At 55.9% G+C, this 22,069-nt stretch carries 18 protein-coding genes; 8 read left to right on the forward strand and 10 right to left on the reverse strand.

Annotated elements, in window-relative coordinates:
* Positions 1-30: 30 nt before the first annotated feature.
* From VCJ09_RS13045 to VCJ09_RS13070, 6 genes are all read left to right on the forward strand, one after another.
* Positions 31-540 carry a TRAP transporter small permease gene (locus VCJ09_RS13045; protein ID WP_324730618.1) on the forward strand — a complete coding sequence of 170 codons (510 nt, stop codon included), beginning with the start codon at positions 31-33 and terminating at the stop codon, positions 538-540.
* The gene (locus VCJ09_RS13050) at positions 537-1,808 is read left to right on the forward strand and encodes a TRAP transporter large permease (protein ID WP_324730619.1); all 1,272 of its coding nucleotides are present in this window, start codon (positions 537-539) and stop codon (positions 1,806-1,808) included. The genes VCJ09_RS13045 and VCJ09_RS13050 overlap by 4 nt, the downstream gene beginning before the upstream one ends.
* A gap of 63 nt (positions 1,809-1,871) precedes the next feature.
* On the forward strand, positions 1,872-2,882 hold the full coding sequence (locus tag VCJ09_RS13055) for a zinc-binding alcohol dehydrogenase family protein (protein WP_324730620.1): 1,011 nt from the start codon (positions 1,872-1,874) through the stop codon (positions 2,880-2,882).
* A gap of 10 nt (positions 2,883-2,892) precedes the next feature.
* On the forward strand, positions 2,893-4,032 hold the full coding sequence (locus tag VCJ09_RS13060) for a mannitol dehydrogenase family protein (RefSeq protein ID WP_324730621.1): 1,140 nt from the start codon (positions 2,893-2,895) through the stop codon (positions 4,030-4,032).
* Between the two features lie 30 nt (positions 4,033-4,062).
* The gene (locus VCJ09_RS13065; RefSeq protein WP_324730622.1) at positions 4,063-5,592 is read left to right on the forward strand and encodes a UxaA family hydrolase; all 1,530 of its coding nucleotides are present in this window, start codon (positions 4,063-4,065) and stop codon (positions 5,590-5,592) included.
* 1 nt (position 5,593) lies between these two features.
* On the forward strand, positions 5,594-6,547 hold the full coding sequence (locus VCJ09_RS13070; protein ID WP_324730623.1) for a sugar kinase: 954 nt from the start codon (positions 5,594-5,596) through the stop codon (positions 6,545-6,547).
* A 105-nt stretch (positions 6,548-6,652) separates the two neighbouring features.
* On the opposite strand, the gene VCJ09_RS13075 is transcribed toward VCJ09_RS13070, so the two are convergent.
* The 8 genes from VCJ09_RS13075 to iadA form a co-directional block, all read right to left on the reverse strand.
* Positions 6,653-6,790 carry a hypothetical protein gene (locus tag VCJ09_RS13075; RefSeq protein ID WP_324730624.1) on the reverse strand — a complete coding sequence of 46 codons (138 nt, stop codon included), beginning with the start codon at positions 6,788-6,790 and terminating at the stop codon, positions 6,653-6,655.
* 293 nt (positions 6,791-7,083) lie between these two features.
* Positions 7,084-8,514, reverse strand: coding sequence for an IS1182 family transposase (locus VCJ09_RS13080; protein WP_324730625.1), 1,431 nt, complete (start codon positions 8,512-8,514; stop codon positions 7,084-7,086).
* A 377-nt stretch (positions 8,515-8,891) separates the two neighbouring features.
* Complete coding sequence (locus VCJ09_RS13085; RefSeq protein WP_324730626.1) at positions 8,892-10,631, reverse strand: Mur ligase family protein; 1,740 nt, start codon at positions 10,629-10,631, stop codon at positions 8,892-8,894.
* Entirely contained in the window at positions 10,631-13,114 is a 2,484-nt protein-coding gene (gene cphA, locus VCJ09_RS13090; RefSeq protein ID WP_324730627.1) for a cyanophycin synthetase, read from the reverse strand. The genes VCJ09_RS13085 and cphA overlap by 1 nt, the downstream gene beginning before the upstream one ends.
* 29 nt (positions 13,115-13,143) lie before the next feature.
* On the reverse strand, positions 13,144-14,172 hold the full coding sequence (locus tag VCJ09_RS13095) for an IS30 family transposase (RefSeq protein ID WP_324730628.1): 1,029 nt from the start codon (positions 14,170-14,172) through the stop codon (positions 13,144-13,146).
* Positions 14,173-14,208: 36 nt separating this feature from the next.
* Complete coding sequence (locus VCJ09_RS13100) at positions 14,209-14,565, reverse strand: cyanophycin synthetase family protein (protein WP_324730629.1); 357 nt, start codon at positions 14,563-14,565, stop codon at positions 14,209-14,211.
* A gap of 196 nt (positions 14,566-14,761) precedes the next feature.
* Positions 14,762-15,583, reverse strand: coding sequence for a cyanophycinase (locus VCJ09_RS13105; protein WP_324730630.1), 822 nt, complete (start codon positions 15,581-15,583; stop codon positions 14,762-14,764).
* Positions 15,584-15,591: 8 nt separating this feature from the next.
* Positions 15,592-16,776, reverse strand: coding sequence for a beta-aspartyl-peptidase (iadA, locus tag VCJ09_RS13110; protein WP_324730631.1), 1,185 nt, complete (start codon positions 16,774-16,776; stop codon positions 15,592-15,594).
* A 395-nt stretch (positions 16,777-17,171) separates the two neighbouring features.
* Here iadA and VCJ09_RS13115 point away from each other — a divergent pair, with 395 nt between their 5' ends.
* Positions 17,172-19,370, forward strand: a complete 2,199-nt coding sequence (locus VCJ09_RS13115) for a DUF262 domain-containing protein (RefSeq protein ID WP_324730632.1) — start codon at positions 17,172-17,174, stop codon at positions 19,368-19,370.
* Between the two features lie 122 nt (positions 19,371-19,492).
* Positions 19,493-20,098, forward strand: a complete 606-nt coding sequence (locus VCJ09_RS13120; protein WP_324730633.1) for a hypothetical protein — start codon at positions 19,493-19,495, stop codon at positions 20,096-20,098.
* Between the two features lie 197 nt (positions 20,099-20,295).
* Here the strand turns inward: VCJ09_RS13120 and VCJ09_RS13125 are convergent, their stop codons facing one another.
* Both VCJ09_RS13125 and VCJ09_RS13130 read right to left on the reverse strand, forming a co-directional pair.
* Positions 20,296-21,570 (reverse strand): Y-family DNA polymerase, encoded by a 1,275-nt coding sequence (locus VCJ09_RS13125; protein ID WP_324730634.1) that lies wholly within the window; start codon positions 21,568-21,570, stop codon positions 20,296-20,298.
* Positions 21,563-21,997, reverse strand: coding sequence for a LexA family protein (locus VCJ09_RS13130; RefSeq protein ID WP_324730635.1), 435 nt, complete (start codon positions 21,995-21,997; stop codon positions 21,563-21,565). Before VCJ09_RS13130 ends, VCJ09_RS13125 begins: the two co-directional genes overlap by 8 nt.
* Positions 21,998-22,069 lie beyond the last annotated feature (72 nt).

Consider the following 22,069-nt stretch of genomic DNA (forward strand, 5'->3'; position numbering starts at 1 on the left):
GGTGCATCTGTATTCGCAGGAGATTAAACAATGAAACTAGGAAAACTCTGGGACTACGCTGCCGCCGGCATTTTGCTAGCGCTAGTAGTCATCACCATTACGGCTGCCAGCATGCGTTACTTCTTCGACAGTCCATTGCAGTGGACAGAAGAAGTCTCCGGTCTACTCATGATCTGGGTGGTGATGATCGGCGGCGTGGCCGCAGAGCGGGATAAAGAACACCTGAGCATTTCTCTGCTACTCGATTGCCTGCCGAAAAAGGCCGGCAATCTAATCAATCTTTTAGTCTCTGCCGTATCAATTCTGGGCCTGCTTTACATGGCCTTCCTCGCTTACACACTATCGATGATGGCGCAGTTCAAACGCACGCAGATCCTTCAAATCTCTTGGTTCTGGATTGATATTGCAGTGACTGTTGGGGCTATCGGTATAGCAGGTTATCTAGCATTCAGCCTGGTCGGCTATGCCCGTGAACTCAAGCGTACAGATCAGCCAGAAGCCACATCAGCAACGGTTGGCAGCCGGGAGAACAAGATATGAATATGGCGATTCTCGCAGCGCTGATGCTGGGCTTGTTTGCCGTCAACATGCGTCTGTTCTTGGCTCTGTTTTTGGCCGTACTGTTTTATTTCGTGTTCTTTGCCGCGATACCGATGCAGATATCGGTGCAACAATTTATTGGCCCGAGCCAGAACAACTCGCTACTGGCGATTCCCTTCTTCATTCTGCTTGGCACGTTGATGAGTCATACGGGCATTGCCGAGCGCATGCTTAAGGTGGCGGATCTGCTGGTTGGAAAACTCACCGGCGGTATGGCCCTGGCCAATATTCTGTTGAGCACCCTGATGGGCGGCATTTCTGCGTCCAATCTCGCAGACGCCTCCATGCTCAGCCGGATGATGGTTCCCGAGATGGAGAAAAAGGGTTACAGCCGAGCATTTGCTGCCGCTGTAACCGCTAGCGGCTCATTGATTACACCGATTATTCCGCCTGGCATTGCGCTGATCATTTATGGCTTGGTGGCGGACGTTTCGATTGGCCAGATGTTCGTTGCCGGGATCCTACCAGGCCTGCTCTGTGCAGCCTTGCTGATGCTGACCGTCTACATAGTGTGCAAACGCCGTGGCTATGTACCTACACGGCAAAACTGGCCGGACCGCCAGGAAGTCGGCAGTGTCATGGGCGAAGCTTGGCCGGCACTGATTCTTATCGTCGCTATTATTGGCGGCATCCGTTTCAACATATTCACACCAACCGAAGCCGGTGCATTTGCAGTGGCCATTGTGTTGATTATCGGTTTCTTCATTTATAGGCAAATGAAGGTCTCCCATGTTACTCAAGCGTTGGTTGAAACAGCCAAATCAACCTCGGCTGTGATGCTGGTGATCATGGCCAGTTCGGCAATTGCCTGGGTGTTCTCGCTGGAACATGCCGGCGAACAACTGGCACAGTTTATTGTTGGTTTGACTTCGGATAAATACACATTCCTGATTGCAATCAATGCCGTCCTGTTGCTGCTGGGGATGTTGATTGAAGGCACTGCCATCATGATTATCCTAGTGCCGTTGCTGATGCCTGCAGTCAATCAATTGGGCATTGACCCGGTACACTTCGGTATTGTCATGATTCTAAATCTGGCGATCGGTACGCTAACGCCGCCAGTGGGCACTGTTATGTTGCTGGTCTGCAATATCACCAAGGTTCGTGTCATCGATTTTATCAAAGAGTCGGGCTTGTTATTTCTTGCTCTGCTCGCGGCCTTGATTCTGATTACATTTATTCCGGCAATATCCACCGCGCTTATTTAGTGGCGTCGTGCGGTTTTCGCGCCAACCCCCTGCAATAGCGCCGCTATTCGTCTGGAGAGAAAAATGCTGACTGTTACTTGTGAAAAACCCGGTGTATTAATATCCCAGGACCGTCAGGCCCCTGAACGTGCGGCAGACGAAACATTAGTCAAGATCAAGCGCGTGGGTGTTTGTGGTACCGATCTGCATATCTTCAGCGGTAATCAGCCTTTTCTTGAATACCCGCGGGTCATGGGGCACGAGCTCTCGGGCATCGTTGCCGAAACCGATGAGGCCAGCGGCCTGGCAGTCGGTGATGCAGTTTATGTCATGCCTTATCTGTCTTGCGGTACTTGCGTGGCATGCCGTCAAGGCAAGACCAATTGCTGTACGCGAATCCAGGTATTGGGGGTTCATTGCGACGGCGCCTTTACCGAATTACTGAGCCTGCCCCACCAGTTTGTGCACAAGGCTGAAGGCATCACGCTCGACCAGGCCGCCATGGTCGAATTCCTCTCGATCGGCGCCCACGGCGTGCGCCGCTCGGAGGTTAAAGCAGGCCAGCGTGCGCTGGTGGTCGGTACGGGCCCTATAGGTATGGCTGCCGCTATTTTTGCCAAGCTGCGCGGCGCCGTCGTCACGGTGCTGGATACCCGCGATGACCGTCTGCAGTTCTGTCTTGAGCAACTCAATGTCGATGCTGCGGTGAAGATTGGCAATAGCGATAAGCAGCAGCTCAGCGAGCTCACTCAAGGCGACTTCTTCGATGTGGTATTCGATGCCACGGGAAACTCGAAAGCCATGGAGCGCGGTTTCGAATTTATCGCGCACGGCGGCAAGTACGTGCTGATTTCTGTGGTGCGCGATTCCATCACGTTCTCCGATCCTGAGTTTCACAAGCGTGAGGCCAGTCTTCTCGGTAGCCGCAACGCGACCGCCGAGGACTTCAAATATGTCGAGCAGTGCCTGCGCGACGGCTTGATTCCAGATGCCGCGCTTAACACCCATCGCATGGCGCTGAGTGATGTTCCTGAGAAATTCTCAACGCTGCTCGATCCAGGCCAGGGTGTCATCAAGGCCATCATTGAGTGCTAGGAGCAAGGTAATGGATCAGCACTGCTTTGCACCCATCGTGCAGTTTGGAACCAGCCGGTTTTTGCAGGCGCACGTCGACTTTTTCGTCTCGCAGGCGCTGGAGCAGGGTGCGGCCATCGGCAAAATTGCCATGGTCCAGACCACTGATAATCCAGGCAGTACTGCGCGCATCAAGGCACTGGCATCTGGCGAGCCTTATCCGGTGCATATTCAGGGCCTACAAGACGGCAAGCCCGTCGACATCATGTGCTGGTCGTCATCTGTGCAACAGGCGGTGCATGCTGCCAGCCAGTGGCCGCTGCTACGACAGGCCTTCGTCAGCGATATCAAGGTGGTTATCTCCAATACCGGGGATCAGGGTTACGGCCTCACTGACACCGACAACGTTCACTTACTCGCTGCGGATGCCGGCGCGCCAATCAGTTTTCCGGCAAAGCTGCTGGTGCTGTTACATGGTCGCTGGCAGTCCAATCCGGATGAGCCGATCTCACTGTTCCCCTGTGAGCTGGTCGCGCGTAATGGCGATATATTGCGCAACATCGTGATTGAACTCGGCGTGGAGTGGGGGTTGGATGAGGCCTTCTGCGACTACCTGAAGCTCCAGTGCCGTTGGGCCAACTCGCTGGTTGATCGGATCGTCTCGCAGGCGCTCGAGCCAGTTGGCGCAGTGGCCGAACCCTATGCTTTGTGGGCGATAGAACAGCAGTCGGGGTTGACCCTGCCATGCACGCACCCCGCCATCGTCGTTACCGATGACCTCGATCACTACGAACGGCTCAAGCTGTTCATCCTCAACGCGGGTCACACCTACCTGGCCGAGCGCTGGTTGCTGGACAAGCGCGACGCCGATGAAACCGTGTACCAGGCTATGAACTCCGAGGAACTGCGTGAGGATCTGGAAGCCATGTGGAGCGAGGAAGTGCTGCCGGTGTTTGCCGCCCTCGGCCAAATGAGTAGCGCGCAAGCCTATCTGGAGACGGTACGGGATCGCTTTCTCAATCCGTTCCTCAACCACCGGATCGCCGATATTGCCGGTAATCACTCGATGAAAAAGCTTCGCCGAATGCTGCCCATCGTCGAGCTTGCTGGGCAGCGAGTCACTGACCTGGCACAACCCAAGCTCAAGGCGGCTCTTGCGAGCGACTGCTAACCACCCTGTATACCTCGCTTAGGAGCGCATATGACTGAGCAAAGCCAATTACTCTTGGTGCTGGCACCCGGTGACGATGTTGCAGTGGCACGTCGTGATATCGCCAAAGGCAGTGAAGTGGCATACGAAGGCAGCATTTTGCTCGCCCGAAATGACATCCCCTCGGGCCACAAAATTGCCCTGAAAGTCGTCGCCCAAGGCTCACCACTGATCAAATATGGTCAGGTGATTGGCCAGGCTGTCACTCCAATCGCTCCGGGGGACCACGTACACGTGCATAATCTGGACATGCCAACAGCCAGCTCCGGCTACAGCATGCAGAACACGTACGCGGCTAGCACTCTCGCCGCAGAAACGGCCACCTTTGAAGGCTTCGTCCGTTTAGGTGGAGGCGTCGGCACGCGCAATTACATCGGCATCATTGCCAGCGTCAATTGCTCGGCCACGGTCTGCAAACACATCGCTGACGCCTTCCGCGATGACCTGATACAGGCCTATCCGAACGTCGACGGCGTAGTCGCGATTACCCATGGCAGCGGTTGCGGCATGGGCGCCAAAGGCGATGGCATGGACATTCTCAAGCGAACGCTGGCCGGTTACGCCAACCATGCCAATTTCGCCGGCATCTTGATGATTGGCCTTGGCTGTGAGGTCAATCAGTTGACCCCGTTGCTCGGCGAACTGACCCCTCGGCCAGCTGAATTGATGGCCAGTCTGGTCATCCAGGATGCCGGTGGCACGCGTGACACGGTCAAACGCGGGATTGCCCTGATTGAGCAGATGCTTCCCATCGTCAACGCCGCGCAACGCACCCGAGTGCCCGTCAGCCACCTAACCGTCGGCCTGCAATGCGGCGGCTCAGATGGTTACTCAGGCATCAGTGCCAACCCGGCCCTGGGCGCCGCGGTCGATATCCTGGTCAGTCACGGCGGCACCGCAATTCTCTCCGAAACCCCTGAGATTTATGGCGCAGAGCATTTGCTGACGGCACGTTCAGCCTCGCAGGAAGTGGCCGACAAGTTGATGCAACGTGTGCACTGGTGGGAAGACTACGTACGTCATAATGATGGTGACATGAACAACAACCCATCCCCCGGCAACAAGGCTGGCGGGATCACCACCATTCTCGAGAAGTCCTTGGGCGCCGTCGCCAAAGCCGGCAGTAGTGGGCTGATGGCGGTATATCAATACGCCGAAACAGTCAGCCATGGCGGCTTGGTATTCATGGACACACCCGGCTACGACCCGGTATCCGCCACAGGTCAGGTCGCAGGGGGCGCCAACCTCATTTGCTTCACCACGGGGCGCGGTTCGACCTATGGCTGCAAGCCGACACCGTCCCTGAAAATCGCGACCAATACCCGACTGTTCGAGCGCATGCGACTGGATATGGATTTCAATGCCGGTGCCATCGTCGATGGTGAGTTATCGGTGGCCGAAGCCGGTGCCCGACTGTTTGAACTGATGCTGGCGACAGCCAGCGGACGCAAGACCTGCAGCGAAGAAAACGGGCTGGGCGATAACGAATTCCTACCTTGGCAAATTGGCGCGGTGATGTGAGATGGAAAAGACCACAGCAGTCGATGTCGTGACCTGCGGCGAGCCGATGGGCCTGTTTGCATCGGACCATGCCAGTTGCCTCAAGCATGCCGAGCGGTTTGTGCGCCTGCCTGCCGGAGCGGAACTGAACGTTGCCGTTGGTTTGTCGCGGCTGGGACACAAGGTCGGTTTCATCAGCAACCTGGGCGATGACAGCCTCGGTCACTGGTTGCTCGACGTACTGGCGGGCGAGGGCATTGATTCCCGCCACATAACACTCGACTCCCATCATCCTACCGGCCTGATGTTCAAATCGCGCCGGCTCGACGGTGGTGACCCGGATGTTGAGTACTACCGCAAAGGCTCTGCCGCCAGCACCTTGAGCCTTGAGCATTATCCGGCTGAATATTGCCGCTCGGCTCGCCACCTGCATATCACCGGGATCGGTCCCGCACTCAGCTCGAGCGCACGCGAACTAATTTTCCACATGGCCAAGGATATGCGCGCCGCCGGAAAAACCGTGTCGTTTGATCCGAACTTGCGCAAGACCCTGTGGAGTTCCAATGAAGAGATGATCAACTGCCTCAACCAACTGGCAGAGAGCAGCGACTGGATCTTCCCCGGTTTGAGCGAGGGCCAGTTGCTGACAGGGCTGCAGGAACCAAGCGAAATCGCTGACTTTTATCTCGCCCGTGGTTGCTCGGTAGTCGTGATCAAATTAGGTGCCGACGGCGCCTACTATGCCACTCGCGAAACACGTGGCTTTGCGCCTGGTGTGAGAGTTGAGCAGATTGTGGATACGGTCGGCGCGGGTGACGGTTTTGCTGCAGGTGTGGTCAGCGCACTGCTCGAAGGCTTGTCTGTTCAGGATGCAGCCAAGCGCGGCAACGCCATTGGCGCCCGCGTAGTTACCTTTCCCGGTGATAGCGATGGTCTGCCCACACGCGCTCAACTGGCCGCACTCGAAGACAGCTAGCTAGACGTCCGGACACTGAAGTCTGGAGCAAACGTTCAGCCAGCACGCCTCCCTGATCCCTCGATGTCACGGCGCGGTGCCCACCTGATTTAGGTGGGCACCATTTCACGCCCCGCCATTTTCCACCATTGCACTCCAGAGCACCGCAAGATCATCAAATTCGCGAGTGATGCGCTTCCACTCCCGCGCTGCGGCTTCTCGTTGCTTGCCGATGTTGTCGCTGTCTTGGTTGTACTGCTCCATACCTGCTTCTCTGGTGCGTGATGAGTTGATCGGGTAGCAGGTACTACATCTGCAATGCCCCCTCCTAAGCCCAATTTAAGGGGGATATTTCCCTCACCCAGATGGCCGCTTTTGGCCCAGAGTGTGTAAAAACGTCGCTGAAACTGATTGGCCGGCAGAACGAGCCCTAGATACGATAAAGAGCTAGTCCGTGGACTTCTACGTCGAATGCAGCGTTTCGGTGGGCTTTCTGGCTGATTAGGTGCAAGAAACCTGCTGTGTAAGCTCCAGGCGCGCCCAAAAGGCATTCAGCCCTAGGCTGCTATTGCCTCCATCAGCGCTGCACTTCCCAATATCTTAATGACGCGCTTCATGTTGTAGGCGAGCACATGCAAGCTCATTTCAGTGCTGACCCGAGGCAAGGTTTTGGTTAGAAAATGGGTAGCCCCCATCCAGGCCTTGAGCGTTCCAAAGGGGTGCTCAACGGTCTGTTTACGGATACGCATCATCTCGGGGGCCTGATCTAGGCGGTGCTGCATACTCTCCAGCACGCTTTCATGCTCCCACCGCCTGACGCGTCGCTCCGTGCTGGGCGTGCATTGCCCTTTCAGCTCGCAACTCTGGCAGTGTGAACTCCAATAAGTGTGGAGTTGCAGTCCCTTTTCAACACTGGCGTACCGCCAAATCAAGCGCTGCCCTGCTGGGCATTTGTATTCGTCGGTTTCTGTATCGTAGATAAATTCAGTCTTGTTATATCGCCCATCTGCCTTGGCCCCTGAGGTCATAGGCTTCGGTACGTGTACGGTTATATCCGACTGGTGACAGGCCAATATTTCTTCGCTTTTGAAGTAGCCCCGATCAGCCACCACCGATAGTTTTTCTACACCCATGGCATGTTTCGCCAGCTTAGCCATCGGACTTAGTTGGCTTCGGTCACTCCCGTCGTTTGTCACTTCATGAGCCACGATTAAATGGTGCTTGGCATCTACGGCTGTTTGCACGTTATAGCCAACGATGCCCGTGCCTCGGGTCTTCATCGAGCGGGCATCAGGATCGGTCAGCGATATCTGTTTATCCGGCGTCTCATTGAGCCGCACCTCGATTTCCTTGAGCTCCTGCATTTTTACTTTCAGCGCAGCAATCTTGCCGTGCAGTCGCTCAGTCTTCGGTTGCGAAACGACAGGCTCCTGACGATCCGCGGCTTCGAGTGCGCTCAGGTACCTATTGATACTCGATTCAATTTCTTCCATGCGCCGCTGGAGCTTGGCGCTAGTGAAGTTGCGATCCCGGTTGTTGACCGCCTTGAACTTGCTTCCGTCGATGGCGATGAGTGCTTCCGAGAACAACCCCACCTGCTGGCACAGCACCACAAATTGACGACAAACAGCGCGGATTGCCTTGCCGTTGTCTTTGCGAAAATTGGCGATGGTTTTGAAGTCCGGCATCAAGCGCCCAGTCAGCCACATGAGCTCAACGTTACGTTGAGCTTCTCGCTCAAGGCGCCGGCTGGATTGGATGCGGTTGAGGTAACCGTAGATATAAATCTTCAGCAGGTCAGCAGGATGGTAAGCGGGTCTACCTGTTTCCGCCGGTACGACACCTTCAAAACCCAGCTTGCCTAGGTCGAGCTCAGCGACGAATACATCGACTACCCGCACTGGGTTAGTGTCCGTCACATAGTCATCCAAACTCTCTGGGAGCAAGGTAACTTGAGTCCGATTTTCACCCTGAATGAATCGCCGCACAGGCATCTCCTGCTGAGATGAAGTCTGGTCAAATCATATCAAGATTGGTGCCTGCGTTTTTACACAGTCTGGGCCGACTTCTGCCTGTTGCCACCGACAACTTAGCGTCGAAAACGCTCAGCCGAAAATGCCTGCTCTCGGCCAGGAGCGGACTGTCTGTATTTTCAACGCAGGCACTGGTCGGGGTCGCTGGCTTGGTGGATATTTGTCCGCGCCAGCGGTAGCCTCAGCCCCATCAGAACACCACACGAAAAAGGACTTGTCGTGTGGTGCATAACAACCTTATCACCCCACCAACTGCGCGAAAGCCTCAGCCCAGAGCGGCCGGCACGGCTGTGCCAAGAATGGGAGGATTACCGACAGACCAGGCATCCTGATTAGCCACTATCCGAATGCTGCGCGGACGATTTCCCGAGTAAGTCGATAATTTCCTCCCTATCCGATAGCGCCAACAGCAAGGCCAGATCCCCGCGCTGTAACTGTTCAACGATGAGCTTGGCCCCCGCGTAAGGGCTGTCACTGAAGAGGATGTTCTGTGCCGACATGCCCATAGCGACGGCAGCATCGGCGATCAGCCGCGGGACTTCACCCGGTTCGCGCCCCCTTAGATACGCCTCCAGATCCGCCGCCACCAACAGGTCCGGCTGTATAGCTAACGCGGCCCGGGTCGATTCGGCGATCTCACGATCGCTGCGATCCCCTGCCATGCTCAGCATCAGTAGCTTTCGTTGCGCCGGCATGTTGGCGAGGGTGGTGGCCATCGCGTTCATGCTGTGGGCGTTGTGGGCAAAATCCATGATCACGGTAGCACCGTCGACTTCAAACCGGTTGCCGCGCCCAGGGTTGTCATCGATGCTGCTGGAAAACTGCCGTAGTGCGGAGGCGATCGACGAGTCGTCGAGGCCCAGGCTTTTGGCCAGGCCAATGGCACCCAGGGCATTTTCGATGTTATGACGAGCCGCACCCTTCAAAGTCATGGGGATGTCGTTGACGGCGATGATCTCGGACTCGACGCTGGCGTCGATGTAGACCAGTTGAGCTTCACCGTGCGGATCTTCGCGCAGAAAACAGACGGCGCCCCCCTGCCCACGGTGAACCTGCAACACCGGGTTGCCGGCGTTCAGCGAGAACCAGCATTTAGTGACGTTCAGTTCGGGCGCCAGTTGCACCAACTGCGGGTCATCGGCATTGAGGACCAGCGTACCGCCGTCGAGCGCCTTCGCCACTACCGCCTTAGCGCGGGCCAGGGCTTCGATGGTATTGATACCGTACTGCCCCAGGTGATCTTCGGCGATGTTGGTAATCAAGGCGGCATCGACCCGGTCGACGGGTAAGCCTCGACGCAGAATGCCACCCCGGGCCACTTCCAGTACCGCGGTTTCGGTGTCGGGGTGGCGCAGCAGCATCCGCGCGCCGCCCGGGCCGGAATAATCGCCCCTATCGATGATATGGTCGCCCACCCGGATAAAATCGGTCGAGGTCACGCCACAGCGTTTGCCCGACTGCTGCACCATCTGCGACAGAATTCGCACGCTGGTCGACTTGCCGTTGGTACCGGTGACCAGTGCTAGCGGCACGGCTTTGAAACACTGCCAATCGATGCTGTCGGGATCGGGCAGGGCCCTGACCGGCCAGACCTGCACACTGGCCCCGTAACCGAGAGAAAAGTCATCGTCGTCCCAGAGCCAGGGTGCGTTATGCGCTTTTGCAAACTCGATCAGCCGCAGCAGGGCGGGGTTGGCCTCTTCGTCGATGGCCTGTCTGAGCCGGTCAAGGGTTTGCACCGGACTCTCCTGTCGTGCCGTGCCGATGATCTCGGCGCAGGTCATTTCCCAAGCCGCCTTGTTGATTTCACAAGCGGCATAGAGGGCATCCAGCGGCGCGCTGATGGCGACACTGATGCCGTCCTCGAACCGGCGGTAACAGGTTGCCTCGGCTTGCCAGCCCAGGTTGTCCATCAACCTCCGGACATGAACCTGCCAGATATCGACAACCTGCTGCTTGTCGATGCCGTCGACGAAGGCATCGATGATCGCGCCGGGGTGGTCCCAGAGTAAGTTCTTGCCGGTCAGGCGCCGGCCATCGTCCAGTGTCAGGGTGATCGCTGCGTCGGCCATCAGTCGCTGCCTTCTTCAAATTCGGCAACGACACGCACTCCTCGCTCGTCTTTGACGATCTTCATCCCCGATTCCAGCACAAAGGGATCCGGAGCATTGCTATCCAGCATCGATACCACCGTATGTACCGGGGCCAGTTCGGGCTCGGGTTGCACGCCGGATTTACCATCGAAGTGGATGATCTGTTTCCAGCACCGAGTAATGGCATCGCCGAACACCATCACCAGATCGTTCTGCACCGCCATGCCCAGTGCCGTATCGATGGCTTCGACCTCGTCCGGGACGATAAGAATATTGGCCGCGTCGATGCCTTGTTCTTTCAGCACCCGGGCGACCCGCTGGGGCACTTCGTCGTGACTACGGCCACGACGGTTGTCATCGGCTTTGCAGATGTAGATATCGAAATGGCCGGCGGCCGCCTTGGCAATTTCATCCAGATCTTCGTCGCGGCGATCGCCGGGGCCGGCGATCACCACGATGCGTTTGCCTTTCACGTCGAGCTTGCTGGCCAGTTCGCTCATGCAGCGAATGCCGTCGGGGTTGTGGGCATAATCCAGAATGACCCGGAACGGATGCTCATCGTAGACGTTCATCCGCCCCGGTGCCTGGAAGAAAGTGGTGCTGAAGGTGCGCAGGCCGTGCTGAATATCGCCGATCGACTTGTTCAGACTGAAGGCCAGCGCGGCGGCAAACATCGCATTTTGAACGTTGTGGGTAGCTTTGCCTTCGAGCGTTGCCGGAATCAGATGGGTCCACAGCAGCGGAATATGCGCGCCATTATCGAAAATGGTGATCATGTCGCCGTTGATGCCCTTCTCGAGTACCACTGCCCGACCGCCGGCGCGGATGTGCTCACGAACCAGGCCGTGACCGACATTCATGGTCACGTAACAAAGGTGCTTGGCTTGGGTATGATCGGCCATTTTGAGGCATTCGAGATCATCGGCATTGAGCACCACGGTATCTTTGGCCACTTCCACCACGATCCGCTTGATCTCAGCCAGCTGCTCCAGGGTATTGATGCCCTTCATCCCCAGATGGTCGGGCTGAACGTTGAGGCAGGCGGCGATATCGCTGTCGCGATAGCCTAAACCTGCCCGTAGAATACCGCCACGCGCCGTCTCCAACACCGCGATATCGACCGCCGGATCGCGCAGCACCATCTGTGACGCCACCGGCCCGGTCATATCGCCCTTGACCGATAGATGGCCATCGACATAGACGCCATCGGTCGAGGTCATGCCGACCACATGGCCAGCGGTCTTGAGGATATGCGACAACATCCGCGAGGTGGTGGTCTTGCCATTGGTGCCGGTGATACCGACAATCGGGATCCGCGCCGGCGTGCCGGGCGGGAACAGCATGTCCATCACTTTGCCGGCGACATCGCGGGGTTTGCCTTCACTCGGCGCCACATGCATGCGAAAGCCGGGTGCCGCATTGACCTCGACGATGCCACCGCCGACCTCTTTATACGACTGGGTGATGTCGGCAGTCATGAAGTCGACGCCGCCGACATCCAGACCGACCGCTTTTACCGCCCGCTCGGCCATCGCCTTATTGTCGGGGTGACACACGTCGGTCATATCGATCGCAGTGCCGCCGGTCGACAGGTTGGCGGTGTCGCGCAGATAAAATATCGTGCCCTCGGGCAGCACACTGTCCTGGTTCAACCCGGCCTCGTCCAGCAAGCGCCTTCCTTGGGTGTCCATCTCCAGTCGGGTCAGCACTTTTTCATGGCCGACCCCGCGACGGGGGTCTTGGTTGACGATCTCGATCAGCTCGGCAATCGAGCTCTTGCCATCGCCGACGACATGCCCTGGCACCCGTTTGGCCACGGCCACCAACTCACCATTGACGACCAGCATGCGGTGATCCAATCCGGTCAGAAAAGATTCCACCAATACCGCGCGACTGGTGCCGTGCTCGCTGGCGTAGTCGAAGGCGGTAGCGATCTCCGCTTCGGTGCTCAGGTCAATGGAAACACCACGACCGTGATTGGCATTCAGCGGCTTAACCACCACCGGCAAACCAATGGTCTTGGCCGAGCTGAACGCTTGTTTGGCAGAATAAACCATCCGCTGTTTCGGGACCGGCAAGCCGAGATCGTTGAGCAGATTATGGGTGTCTTCCTTGTCGCAGGAAATTTCGACGGCAATATGGTTGGTCTGGCTGGTGATTGTCGCCTGTATCCGCTGCTGATACTTGCCGTGGCCAAACTGCACCAAGCTGTATTGATTGAGTCGTATCCATGGAATGTTACGTGCTTCGGCGGCACTGACCAGCGACTGGGTACTGGGGCCAAACTGCTTGCGCTGGGCGAAGCGGATGAAATCCGATAACTCTTGGGAGAAATCGAAGTCAGCCTCCAGTTTGGTATCCAGCTGCGCTTGAACGGCTGCAGGTATCAACGAAACCAGCAGTTTTCTCGCCAGCTGGGCGGCTTCTAATCCGACATCGCGCTGCGTGTACTGGAAAACCATGGCGGTTGCAGGAGCTGAGTGCAACACGGTTATTGAATTGAAGCGGGCGCATCATGTTGCATCGTCATCGCTTTTTCCATCATCTCTGACATCACCTCAATTGGGCACTTCCAGTTGAAGCGCTTACGTGGACGAATGTTCAACTCATAAGCGATGGCATCCAGCTGTTCCTGGCTACATACAGACAAGTCCGTGCCCTTGGGCAGATACTGGCGAATCAGGCCATTGATGTTCTCGTTGCTGCCGCGCTGCCAGGGGCTGTGCGGGTCGCAGAAGTAGATTGCCACCCCTGTTTTCTGGGTGATCTCAGCATGCCGGGTCATTTCCCTGCCCTGGTCGTAGGTCATGCTCTTGCGCACAGCCAGCGGCATCCGGTTGAGGGCCGCACTGAAACCCTCAACCGCCGAAGTTGCCGTTGCATCGTTCATCTTGATCAGCATCAGGTAATTGCTACTGCGCTCGTTCAGCGTGCCCACAGCAGAGGCGTTGGCCTTGCCTTTGATCAGATCACCTTCCCAGTGCCCCGGCATCAAGCGGTCTTCAATCTCTGGCGGACGCAGATGGATGCTCACCATCTCCGGGATCTGGTTGCGCCGATCAACGCCCCCTGCACGCGGCCTACGCGTACTCTTGCCCTGGCGCAGGCACTGGATCAGCTCCTTGCGCAGCTCGCCCACAGGCAGGGCATAGACCGCGCTGTAGATCGTCTCGCGGCAAACGTAAGCATCTTCAAAACTGGGAATATCCATGCTGCGCAGCTTGCCGGCAATCTGTTCGGGAGAGAAGTTTTTTCGCAGCAACTCCACCACCAACTCAAGCAGTTCGCTGCCCGGCACTAGCTTCTTTTGCGGGCGACACGCCTCTCGACGTTGACGCATATGCCCCTGGGCCGTAGGTGCGTGATAGATGCCGTTGGAGCCGGTGTTACGTCGCAGTTCACGACTGATCGTGGAGCGGTTGCGACCAAGTGCTTGGGCAATTGCTTGCTGGCTCATGCCATGCAACCGACCCACTTGAATCGTGGCGCGCTCTTCAATGCTGAGTTCGTGATATTCCATTGGGCCGCACCTTACCGGAAAGGTCAGGTGTTGCACTCAGTTTCCGCGGCCGCCCATATTGTACTGGCCCTCCTTGCCGGTTCCGCGGGTTTTACCGAAGGTCACTTCGGTGCCAGCCATGCATTGTAGTTCGAGGGTCACATGCTCCCAGATATGGGCCATCCAGGTGCCGTCATCTTCTTTTAACCGGCGGATAAAGCCGCCTGGCTCGCCGTACGAGCAACCGTGTTCTTGCAAACCAGGTAATGCGCTTACCAGTTCATCGACAAAGGTATCGCCGAGCTTGGTTGACGGAAATTGCTCCAATACACCCAGGTTGACCACATGGCGGATAACAGGAAAATGCGCATAGAAGTTCGGGCCAACGTACACGTTTGAGGAAATGATTTTCATTGGCTTTTCCTAGTAAAATCAGATACTTGAGCTTGGCTGCGATACCGTAATGATGCCTGTCTCACAACATGTCTGAAGGCGCCTTTTTTACAACGAAAATAGAATGATGAGTGAATAGACCGAAGATCTTTTCCGAAAGATCACTCGTCAATCTATATAGATAGGTTAAATATCCGCGGGTAGATAGCCACAGACGTTATTTAGGCCAGGCTTGGCGGGTATTCAGGCAATATTTAGCGCCGCTGCTAAGCATATGTAGTTTCAGTCCGATTAGAGTGATCGACTCCCCCGTACTGGCTTCGGCCATGGAGCTATATTGCAGATCCGATGGGTCGACCACGGTGAGGCTGCCGCTACCGACCACTTCCAGAATACCGTCGGGGCCGATAAACGCCGCGGTGTCTTCGCAGATACCGAGACCGGAGGCAAAGGGGTTATAGGAAACGGCCGATAGTAGCCTTCCCAAACGATTTCGCTGGCTGAAATGCTGGTCGAGGATCACCTTGCTGATTAGCCCCATACCTGGTGCGAAGGTGACACCTTGCTCGCTGGGTAATGCCCCGGTCGCCCCTCCGGCAATCATATGCTCGGGCATGATGGCGGCTCCCGCTGAGGTGCCTGCCACATGAACACCGGCCGCATTCGATCTTCTGATGCACTGTGCTACCGGGGTGCCGCCTAGTATGGTCGACAGCCTCAACTGGTTACCGCCTGTCATAAAGATCCCGGTTGCTTGCGCCATCTCTTCGAGGTAATCATCCCGCTGCGCATCTTCGCGGGAATAGATCGGCAAGGAGATCGCTTTGGCTGCGCCAAGCTCGGTAAAAACCGCCTCATAATTTGGACCGGTTTCCTCCAATCTTGACGCAGTGGGAATGATCACGATACGGGCGTCTTTACCACCGCATAGCTCGACAAAACGCTGCAGAATAACCGGATCCTGAGACCGATCTTCAGCACCACCAATGGGGATAACAAAGCCACGTCGAACACCGTCATCACTCTTTGCAGGACACATAAATACCTCTATTCAAACGTTCCAATAATGACTGACGATCCGTTACGTTTATGCCAGTGCCCCTTGGCCATCACGTCGGTAATTTGATGTTTTTCATCTAACACCAGCAGATCGGCATCAAAACCGGGGGCGATTCTACCTTTAGTCTTAAATCGTAATAGCTTGGCGACATTGCTGGTAAACATCGGTAGTAGCATTTCCAGAGCCAAGCCAGCGTTTAATCCCGCCTGGATGGTTTCGAGCAGGGTGCTGGCGCGACCAAAATCCATATGCTGCAGTTCACCCTGGGCGTCGAAACAGGGCAGACAGCCGCCACCGTCTGAGCTAACGGTGATCCGGTCGAGCGGCAGATTGCGGCTGATCGCCTGTTCAATCGCCTCAACCGCTTCTAAACCGGGATCTGCGGTGCCTTTGGGAAAGGCGGTAATGTCGACGTAGCCGCCGCTGTTGAGTAGTCGGCAGCTGGCGTCGAACAGATCCCTATTGCGATTGATATGGGTGGGGTTGAACACCCTAGCAGGGATTTCAGTTTCAGCGATAGCACGCTCGATGAGTTCCAACCGACGCTCGCCATCCCCCAGATGAATGTGGATCACCCCCGCTTTACCGGTGATTAAACCGGCAACGTGGGCCTCGCTGGCCAGTCGTACGAACTCTTGATAGGTAGGCTGGCTCGAACGGTGATCGCTGATGGCAAACTCACCAATACCAATGACCGGCTCTAGGTAGACGATATCCGATTTGGCACTGCCGGTCAGCGTCGTTAACGGGTAGTGATAGCCGCCGGTCCAGCAATACGCGGACATCCCCTCTTCTCTAAGTCCATAAACCCGGGCCAGCAGGTTGCCGGTGCTGCGCGTACAGTCATCGGTGCCCAACAGTCCGACAACGGTGGTGACGCCCGCACCGGTAAATTCTGAAATCGGAACGGGGGGGACCTGGCTGGCAAATCCCGCTTCACCACCGCCACCGGTAATATGGGCGTGACTGTCGATAAAGCCGGGAACAAGCGAGGCTCCCGCCAAGTCGATGACTTCGACGTTCCAATTTCTGGGCAGGTTGTCTTGATCAACATCGTTGGCATCAAATATCGCGGCGATCTTACCACCCGCAACCAACACTTCTTTGATGCCCACAGGCTCTGGGGTGAACAGATTGACGTTTTTTAATAGAGAGATCATGGTCTCGGTCACTAACGGGCTCAATCTTCAGCACTTTTTTATAGAACCGTCAGTATGAGGCATCCGACCAATTTCACGAAAGAAAACAGGAGGTCATGGTGGGCTGCCAGTTAACAGCCTTCAGCCATCTGGATGTCCGGTTTGGGTCGTCTACTGCCCTTGGCGACAGGCAACAACCGGCCAAAAGCTCCCTGTCGCCACCAGCAACTTTCGGCCAGAGGCAGACGATCGGCAGCTTCGTGCTGTACACGCTCCAAATATGCAGAATTTGGTGTGCGACGCTCTACGTCCCATGGCTACGCGTTGCCAGCAACGTATCCGTCAGTCATGATCGATTTTCCAGTGATCCGGGCGATAGAGGCTGCTTCGCGATGGACATTTACCCCGATTAACGCTAAGGACCAGCTGTGAAGAACAAAAATGTCTCCATCCGTAAAATCGTACAATACCTCAACAACCCGGAATACGACGGTGGACTCTGGCTACCGAACATCCAACGGCCATTCGTATGGGGGCAGGAGCAGATCGAGAAACTATTCGACTCTATCATGCGTGAATACCCCATCAGCACTTTGCTGGTTTGGCGCACTCGATCGAACATAAAGCGTCGGAAGTTCATCGACAATTATCGCGAAGATCTAAAATTGTCACAATTTCAGGTGCCAGAAGATGGGCGGACCAAGCTGTTAGTTTTGGACGGGCAGCAGCGGCTGCAAAGCCTCTATATTTCCCTGTGCGGCAGCCACAGCAAGGAGGAACTGTTCTTCCATGTGCTTAGTGGCGCGCAGGCTGACCCAGATGAGGTGCGTTTCAAGTTTCGCTTTCTGAGCCCATCCAAGGCCATGTTTCCGTGGGTTAACTTCAAGAGAATTGTTTTCAGTGAGGGCATGCCAAACGTACTGGCTAATGAATTGATGGCGCAGGCTAGCATGACGCTGAATGCCGAGCAGCAGGACGCTCTATTGAAAAATTTGTGGCAAGCAAAAAAGGTCTTTGTCATTGAGGAGGCAATCGGCTACCAAGAACTCGACAGCGTCGATAACCCTGATGCCTACACTGAAAATGACGTAGTTGAGATTTTCATTCGAGCAAACTCCGGCGGTACCAAGCTGGGTAAGTCGGACCTGCTGTTCTCCTTGCTGACCGCCTCATGGGACGATGCGGACGAAGCCATGGAGGACTTGATTTCCGAGCTGAACGCGAGTGGCTATGAGTTTACGCGCGACTTCATCTTGAAAACGTGCCTGGTACTTTTAGGCAAGGGCGCTGCGTACGACGTCAAAAAATTCAGGGATGATGTGACTAAGCAGGAAATCGTTTCCCAGTGGCCCCGCATATCGGCGGCCATCCGCGACGTTCGTGACTATCTCTACCGCAAGACCTATATCCGTTCGGACCATGCGCTGCCTTCATACCTAGCTCTCATCCCGGTAATCTATTTTCGCTTCCATTATCCGCAACGATGGACATCCGTTAGAGGATTGGATACGTACCTGTTACGCACCCTCCTGTGCAGTGCATTCAGTGGCCGCCCTGATGGTTTGATCGACAAGTGCGTTCGGTGCATCAAGCAGGATGAGCAGTTTTCGGTGAGTGATCTGTTCGAGGTCATCCATAACGACGGTCGAAATCTCGATGTATCGGAGGAAAGCCTTCTTCAGGCTTCCTATGGCTCGAAAGCAATTCATCTCATCTTTAACCTCTGGTACCGACAGTTCGATTACCAACCAGCGTACACGGGGAACTTGCCGCAAGTGGACCATATTTTTCCGCAGTCGCTGCTGCGTTCGGTCAAGGATCATAATCCTGAAACCGGGCGACAATCGCTGATGCGCTATCAGGCAGCGGCGCGCGACCAATTGGCCAACTGCATGCTACTAACCGCCGATGAAAACGGCTTCGAGGGTAAATGCGACCAAGAGCCAAAGGACTGGTTTGCCGATAAATCGGAAGCTTATCTGGAGATGCATCTAATTCCTGCGCAGCCCAGCTTATGGGATTTAGCCAACTTCGAAAAGTTCATTGTCGCAAGAAAGCAACTGATTGTGCAGAAACTACGGCAACTGATTACAGCCGGAGGTGCGGGGGCCGACTCTGCCGCGCCGGACCCCGCAGAAGGATATGCAACTGATTCGACGAAGGAGGTTGAACAAAACAGAGACATTTCAGCGATGCCTGTCGCTGAAGCGCAAGCCGTTGATATAGTGACCCAGGTACAAACACTCGAAACAGAAACCACAGAGAGTGCGCTCGAACAAGAAGGCAAATCAATCTCGGATATCGAAGCAATATTGGAATATTTTTTTGCCCGGATCGCTGAGCCAACGAAGTACATTGCCGGATTCCGTACCGCTGACGGCAAAGAAATCGCACTTGAACGCGAAAGCCAAGTCATTACACTTTGGACCCAAAGTGTACCTGTAAATGAGGCTGAGCTGGAACCAGCCAAACGCTACGCTAATACTGACCCCCGTAATTCTAATTTGAATCGTAAAAATTGCCCTGCATTACGCTTGGGTAACCCAGCGTTAGTATGGAAACTTACCGATAGAGACGAGTTGCTCGATTTCATCAATTGGTACAGCTGTGTAGCGCCCACAACATAGGAAATGTTGCCCCTGCCGCCATTGGCTGCTGCTCCTAGTTACAATTAAAGGCGATCGGGCGTCTCCTTATTCAGCTATCGGCAGTTATTTTATAAAAAATACCTTTTTCGTAATGAGTACTAATGACTAATACAGCGATATTCGAAGGCGCTCATTTTCAAGCGTTGCTGACAAAAGAACCATTAAAAGGATCTGCTATATTTTGTCAAGGCTCAAATAGCATGCTGTTTGATCGGGGTGGCAGACTTTATCGCCTTACGCTTGAAGGTTGTGGCCATAATTTCCTAACCCAACAATGGGTCCAAGGCAATCGCAATGTGGTTGAGGTCATTCATGATTACGGTGCCGTCGGGCCCTCGGACTCTTCACTCCCAGGAAGCGAAAAAGAGTTCTACTGGCTAGCCGAAGTGGAAAGATTGGTGAGCGTAGACGAGCACAGTGAACCTGTGCTCGCCAGAGTAATTTTTGGGTTATTTGATGACAATGATGAGTTGCCAGACAATGCTGTGCTTTCTAAACGATGCCGGTCCTTAGCCAATGAGCAACCAGCCTTGGCTGGGATATTAAGAACCCTGGCTGAGGCCGCAGACTTCGCGGAGAGTCATGAAGGGAACGTCGATGCCAAACTCGATAACATCATGAGACGACCTGTTACTGGTGAGTTGGTCTGGGCCGATCCGATGGGTGGGTGCTTTTATGAGTTGTACCCCAAAAAGCAGAAAACTTGAAGAAGGTGGCCTCCACAACTACAACATCGTTTCGCGACAGGACATGCCTGAAATCTGATTGAATCGCCCCTGGCATCGTAGATAGCTGCCTGTCGCCACAGGCCGCCAGGGGGCGACTTCTGTCATTTGCACCCGACAGTTCCCGACTCAGGCTGTGTAATAACGCAGTTTTTTGCACAGCTTCGGTTGCCTGCTGCCTAACGCGCCCCTACCCGCCACAACTGATCCAATCTCGTGGTATAGCTTTGGCTCATCATCTCCCGCCGCATCCCCCAGTCTGGGGCCAGTTGCACGCGCCCCGGGCGGATGGTTCCCCTGCCCCATTTGCTATTGATCTGATCAAGCACGTCCATCACCTGGCTGGCCTCGCTCGACTGCACTGCTGCGAACAGGTCACCGCTGCATTGGTTGCGCTGACATAGACCAAGCAGCAGCACCTCGGCTTTGCTGTAGGCGAAACCACTGCGATAAACGCGCTCCAAACCCGCCAAAGCAGCCCTGATGATCAGTCGGGTATCGTCGGTGGGGTATGGCAGTTCGCACAGCACACCCTTGGCGTACTTGGCCTCTTGCGGGTTGAACATCCCGGTGCGAATGCTTACGCGGACTTGTTTGCATACCGACTGCTGGGCGCGGAGCTTCTCGCAGGCCCTCGCCGCATAGGTGGCCACCGCCTCGCGGATCGGCGGCAGTTCGTGCAAGCGTTTACCGAACATGCGGCTGCAGCAGATCTCCTGCTTGGATGGCGCCCCCTCCTCCAACTCCAGGCAAGGCGTGCCACGTAGCTCCCTGGCGGCTTTCTCGATCAACACGCTGAAGTTCTTGCGTAGCATCCAGGTATCGGCTTGGGCCAGATCCCAGGCAGTGCGGATATTGATACCGGCCAGGTGCGCGGTCATCTTGCGGCCGATGCCCCACACCTCGCTCACGTCCATGCGTTTTAACAGCCGGTCACGGCGAGCCGGGTCGCGGATATCCACCACGCCACCGGTCTGGCGTTGCCATTGTTTGGCGGCATGGTTGGCCAACTTGGCCAGGGTCTTGGTCGGGGCTATGCCCACCCCGGTCGGGATGCCGGTGAACTGCAGCACCTGGGCACGGATCTGCCGACCAAGCTGTTCGAGCGAGCCGGGCATGCCGCTGATATCGGCGAAGGCCTCATCGATGCTGTACACCTCCAGCGCCGGCACCATGCCCTCGATCACCGTCATCACCCGCTCGCTGATGTCGCCGTACAACGCATAGTTGCTGCTGAACGCCACGATGCCGTGCTGGCGGAGTTTGTGCTTAATCTGGAAGTACGGCTCGCCCATCTTCACGAAGGGCTTGGCATCGGCCGAGCGGGCGATCACGCAGCCGTCGTTGTTGGACAGCACCACGATAGGCGTGCGCAGCAGGTCTGGGCGAAACACTCGCTCGCAGCTGGCGTAGAAGCTGTTGCAGTCGATCAATGCGATGGCTGGCTCAGCCATGGCAGCGGTGCCGGCGGAGGCTGGCCGTGACCACGCCCCAGATAATCAGCTCGTCACCCTCCATGATGAAGCGTGGGGCGAACGTGGGGTTCTCCGAGCGCAACACGATCAACTTGCCGTCCATGGTCAGGCGCTTGACGAAGGTGTCCCCGTTGATCGCGGCGATGACGATATCGCCACTGTTCGCTCGTAGTGCACGACTGACCACCAACACATCGCCATCGAAAATGCCGGCGCCGGTCATGCTCTCGCCATCGGCGCGCACCAGGTATGTATGCGGCGCATCTATTTCCAGCAACTCATCCAGGGAGAGCTTTTGCTCCAGGTGGTCCTGCGCCGGACTGGGGAAGCCAGCAGGGACGCGAGAGGAAAAAAATGGCAGCTCAATATGGGAGCTGCCCACAGGGCCGAGAATCGTGCAGGACATGGTGCACCTGTAAAAATACTGTGTGCATGTACAGTACAGAACAAACCAGCCAGCCTACAATCAGAATGAGAA

Origin of the sequence: Pseudomonas paeninsulae (assembly GCF_035621475.1) — a bacterium.
GTDB lineage: Bacteria > Pseudomonadota > Gammaproteobacteria > Pseudomonadales > Pseudomonadaceae > Aquipseudomonas > Aquipseudomonas paeninsulae.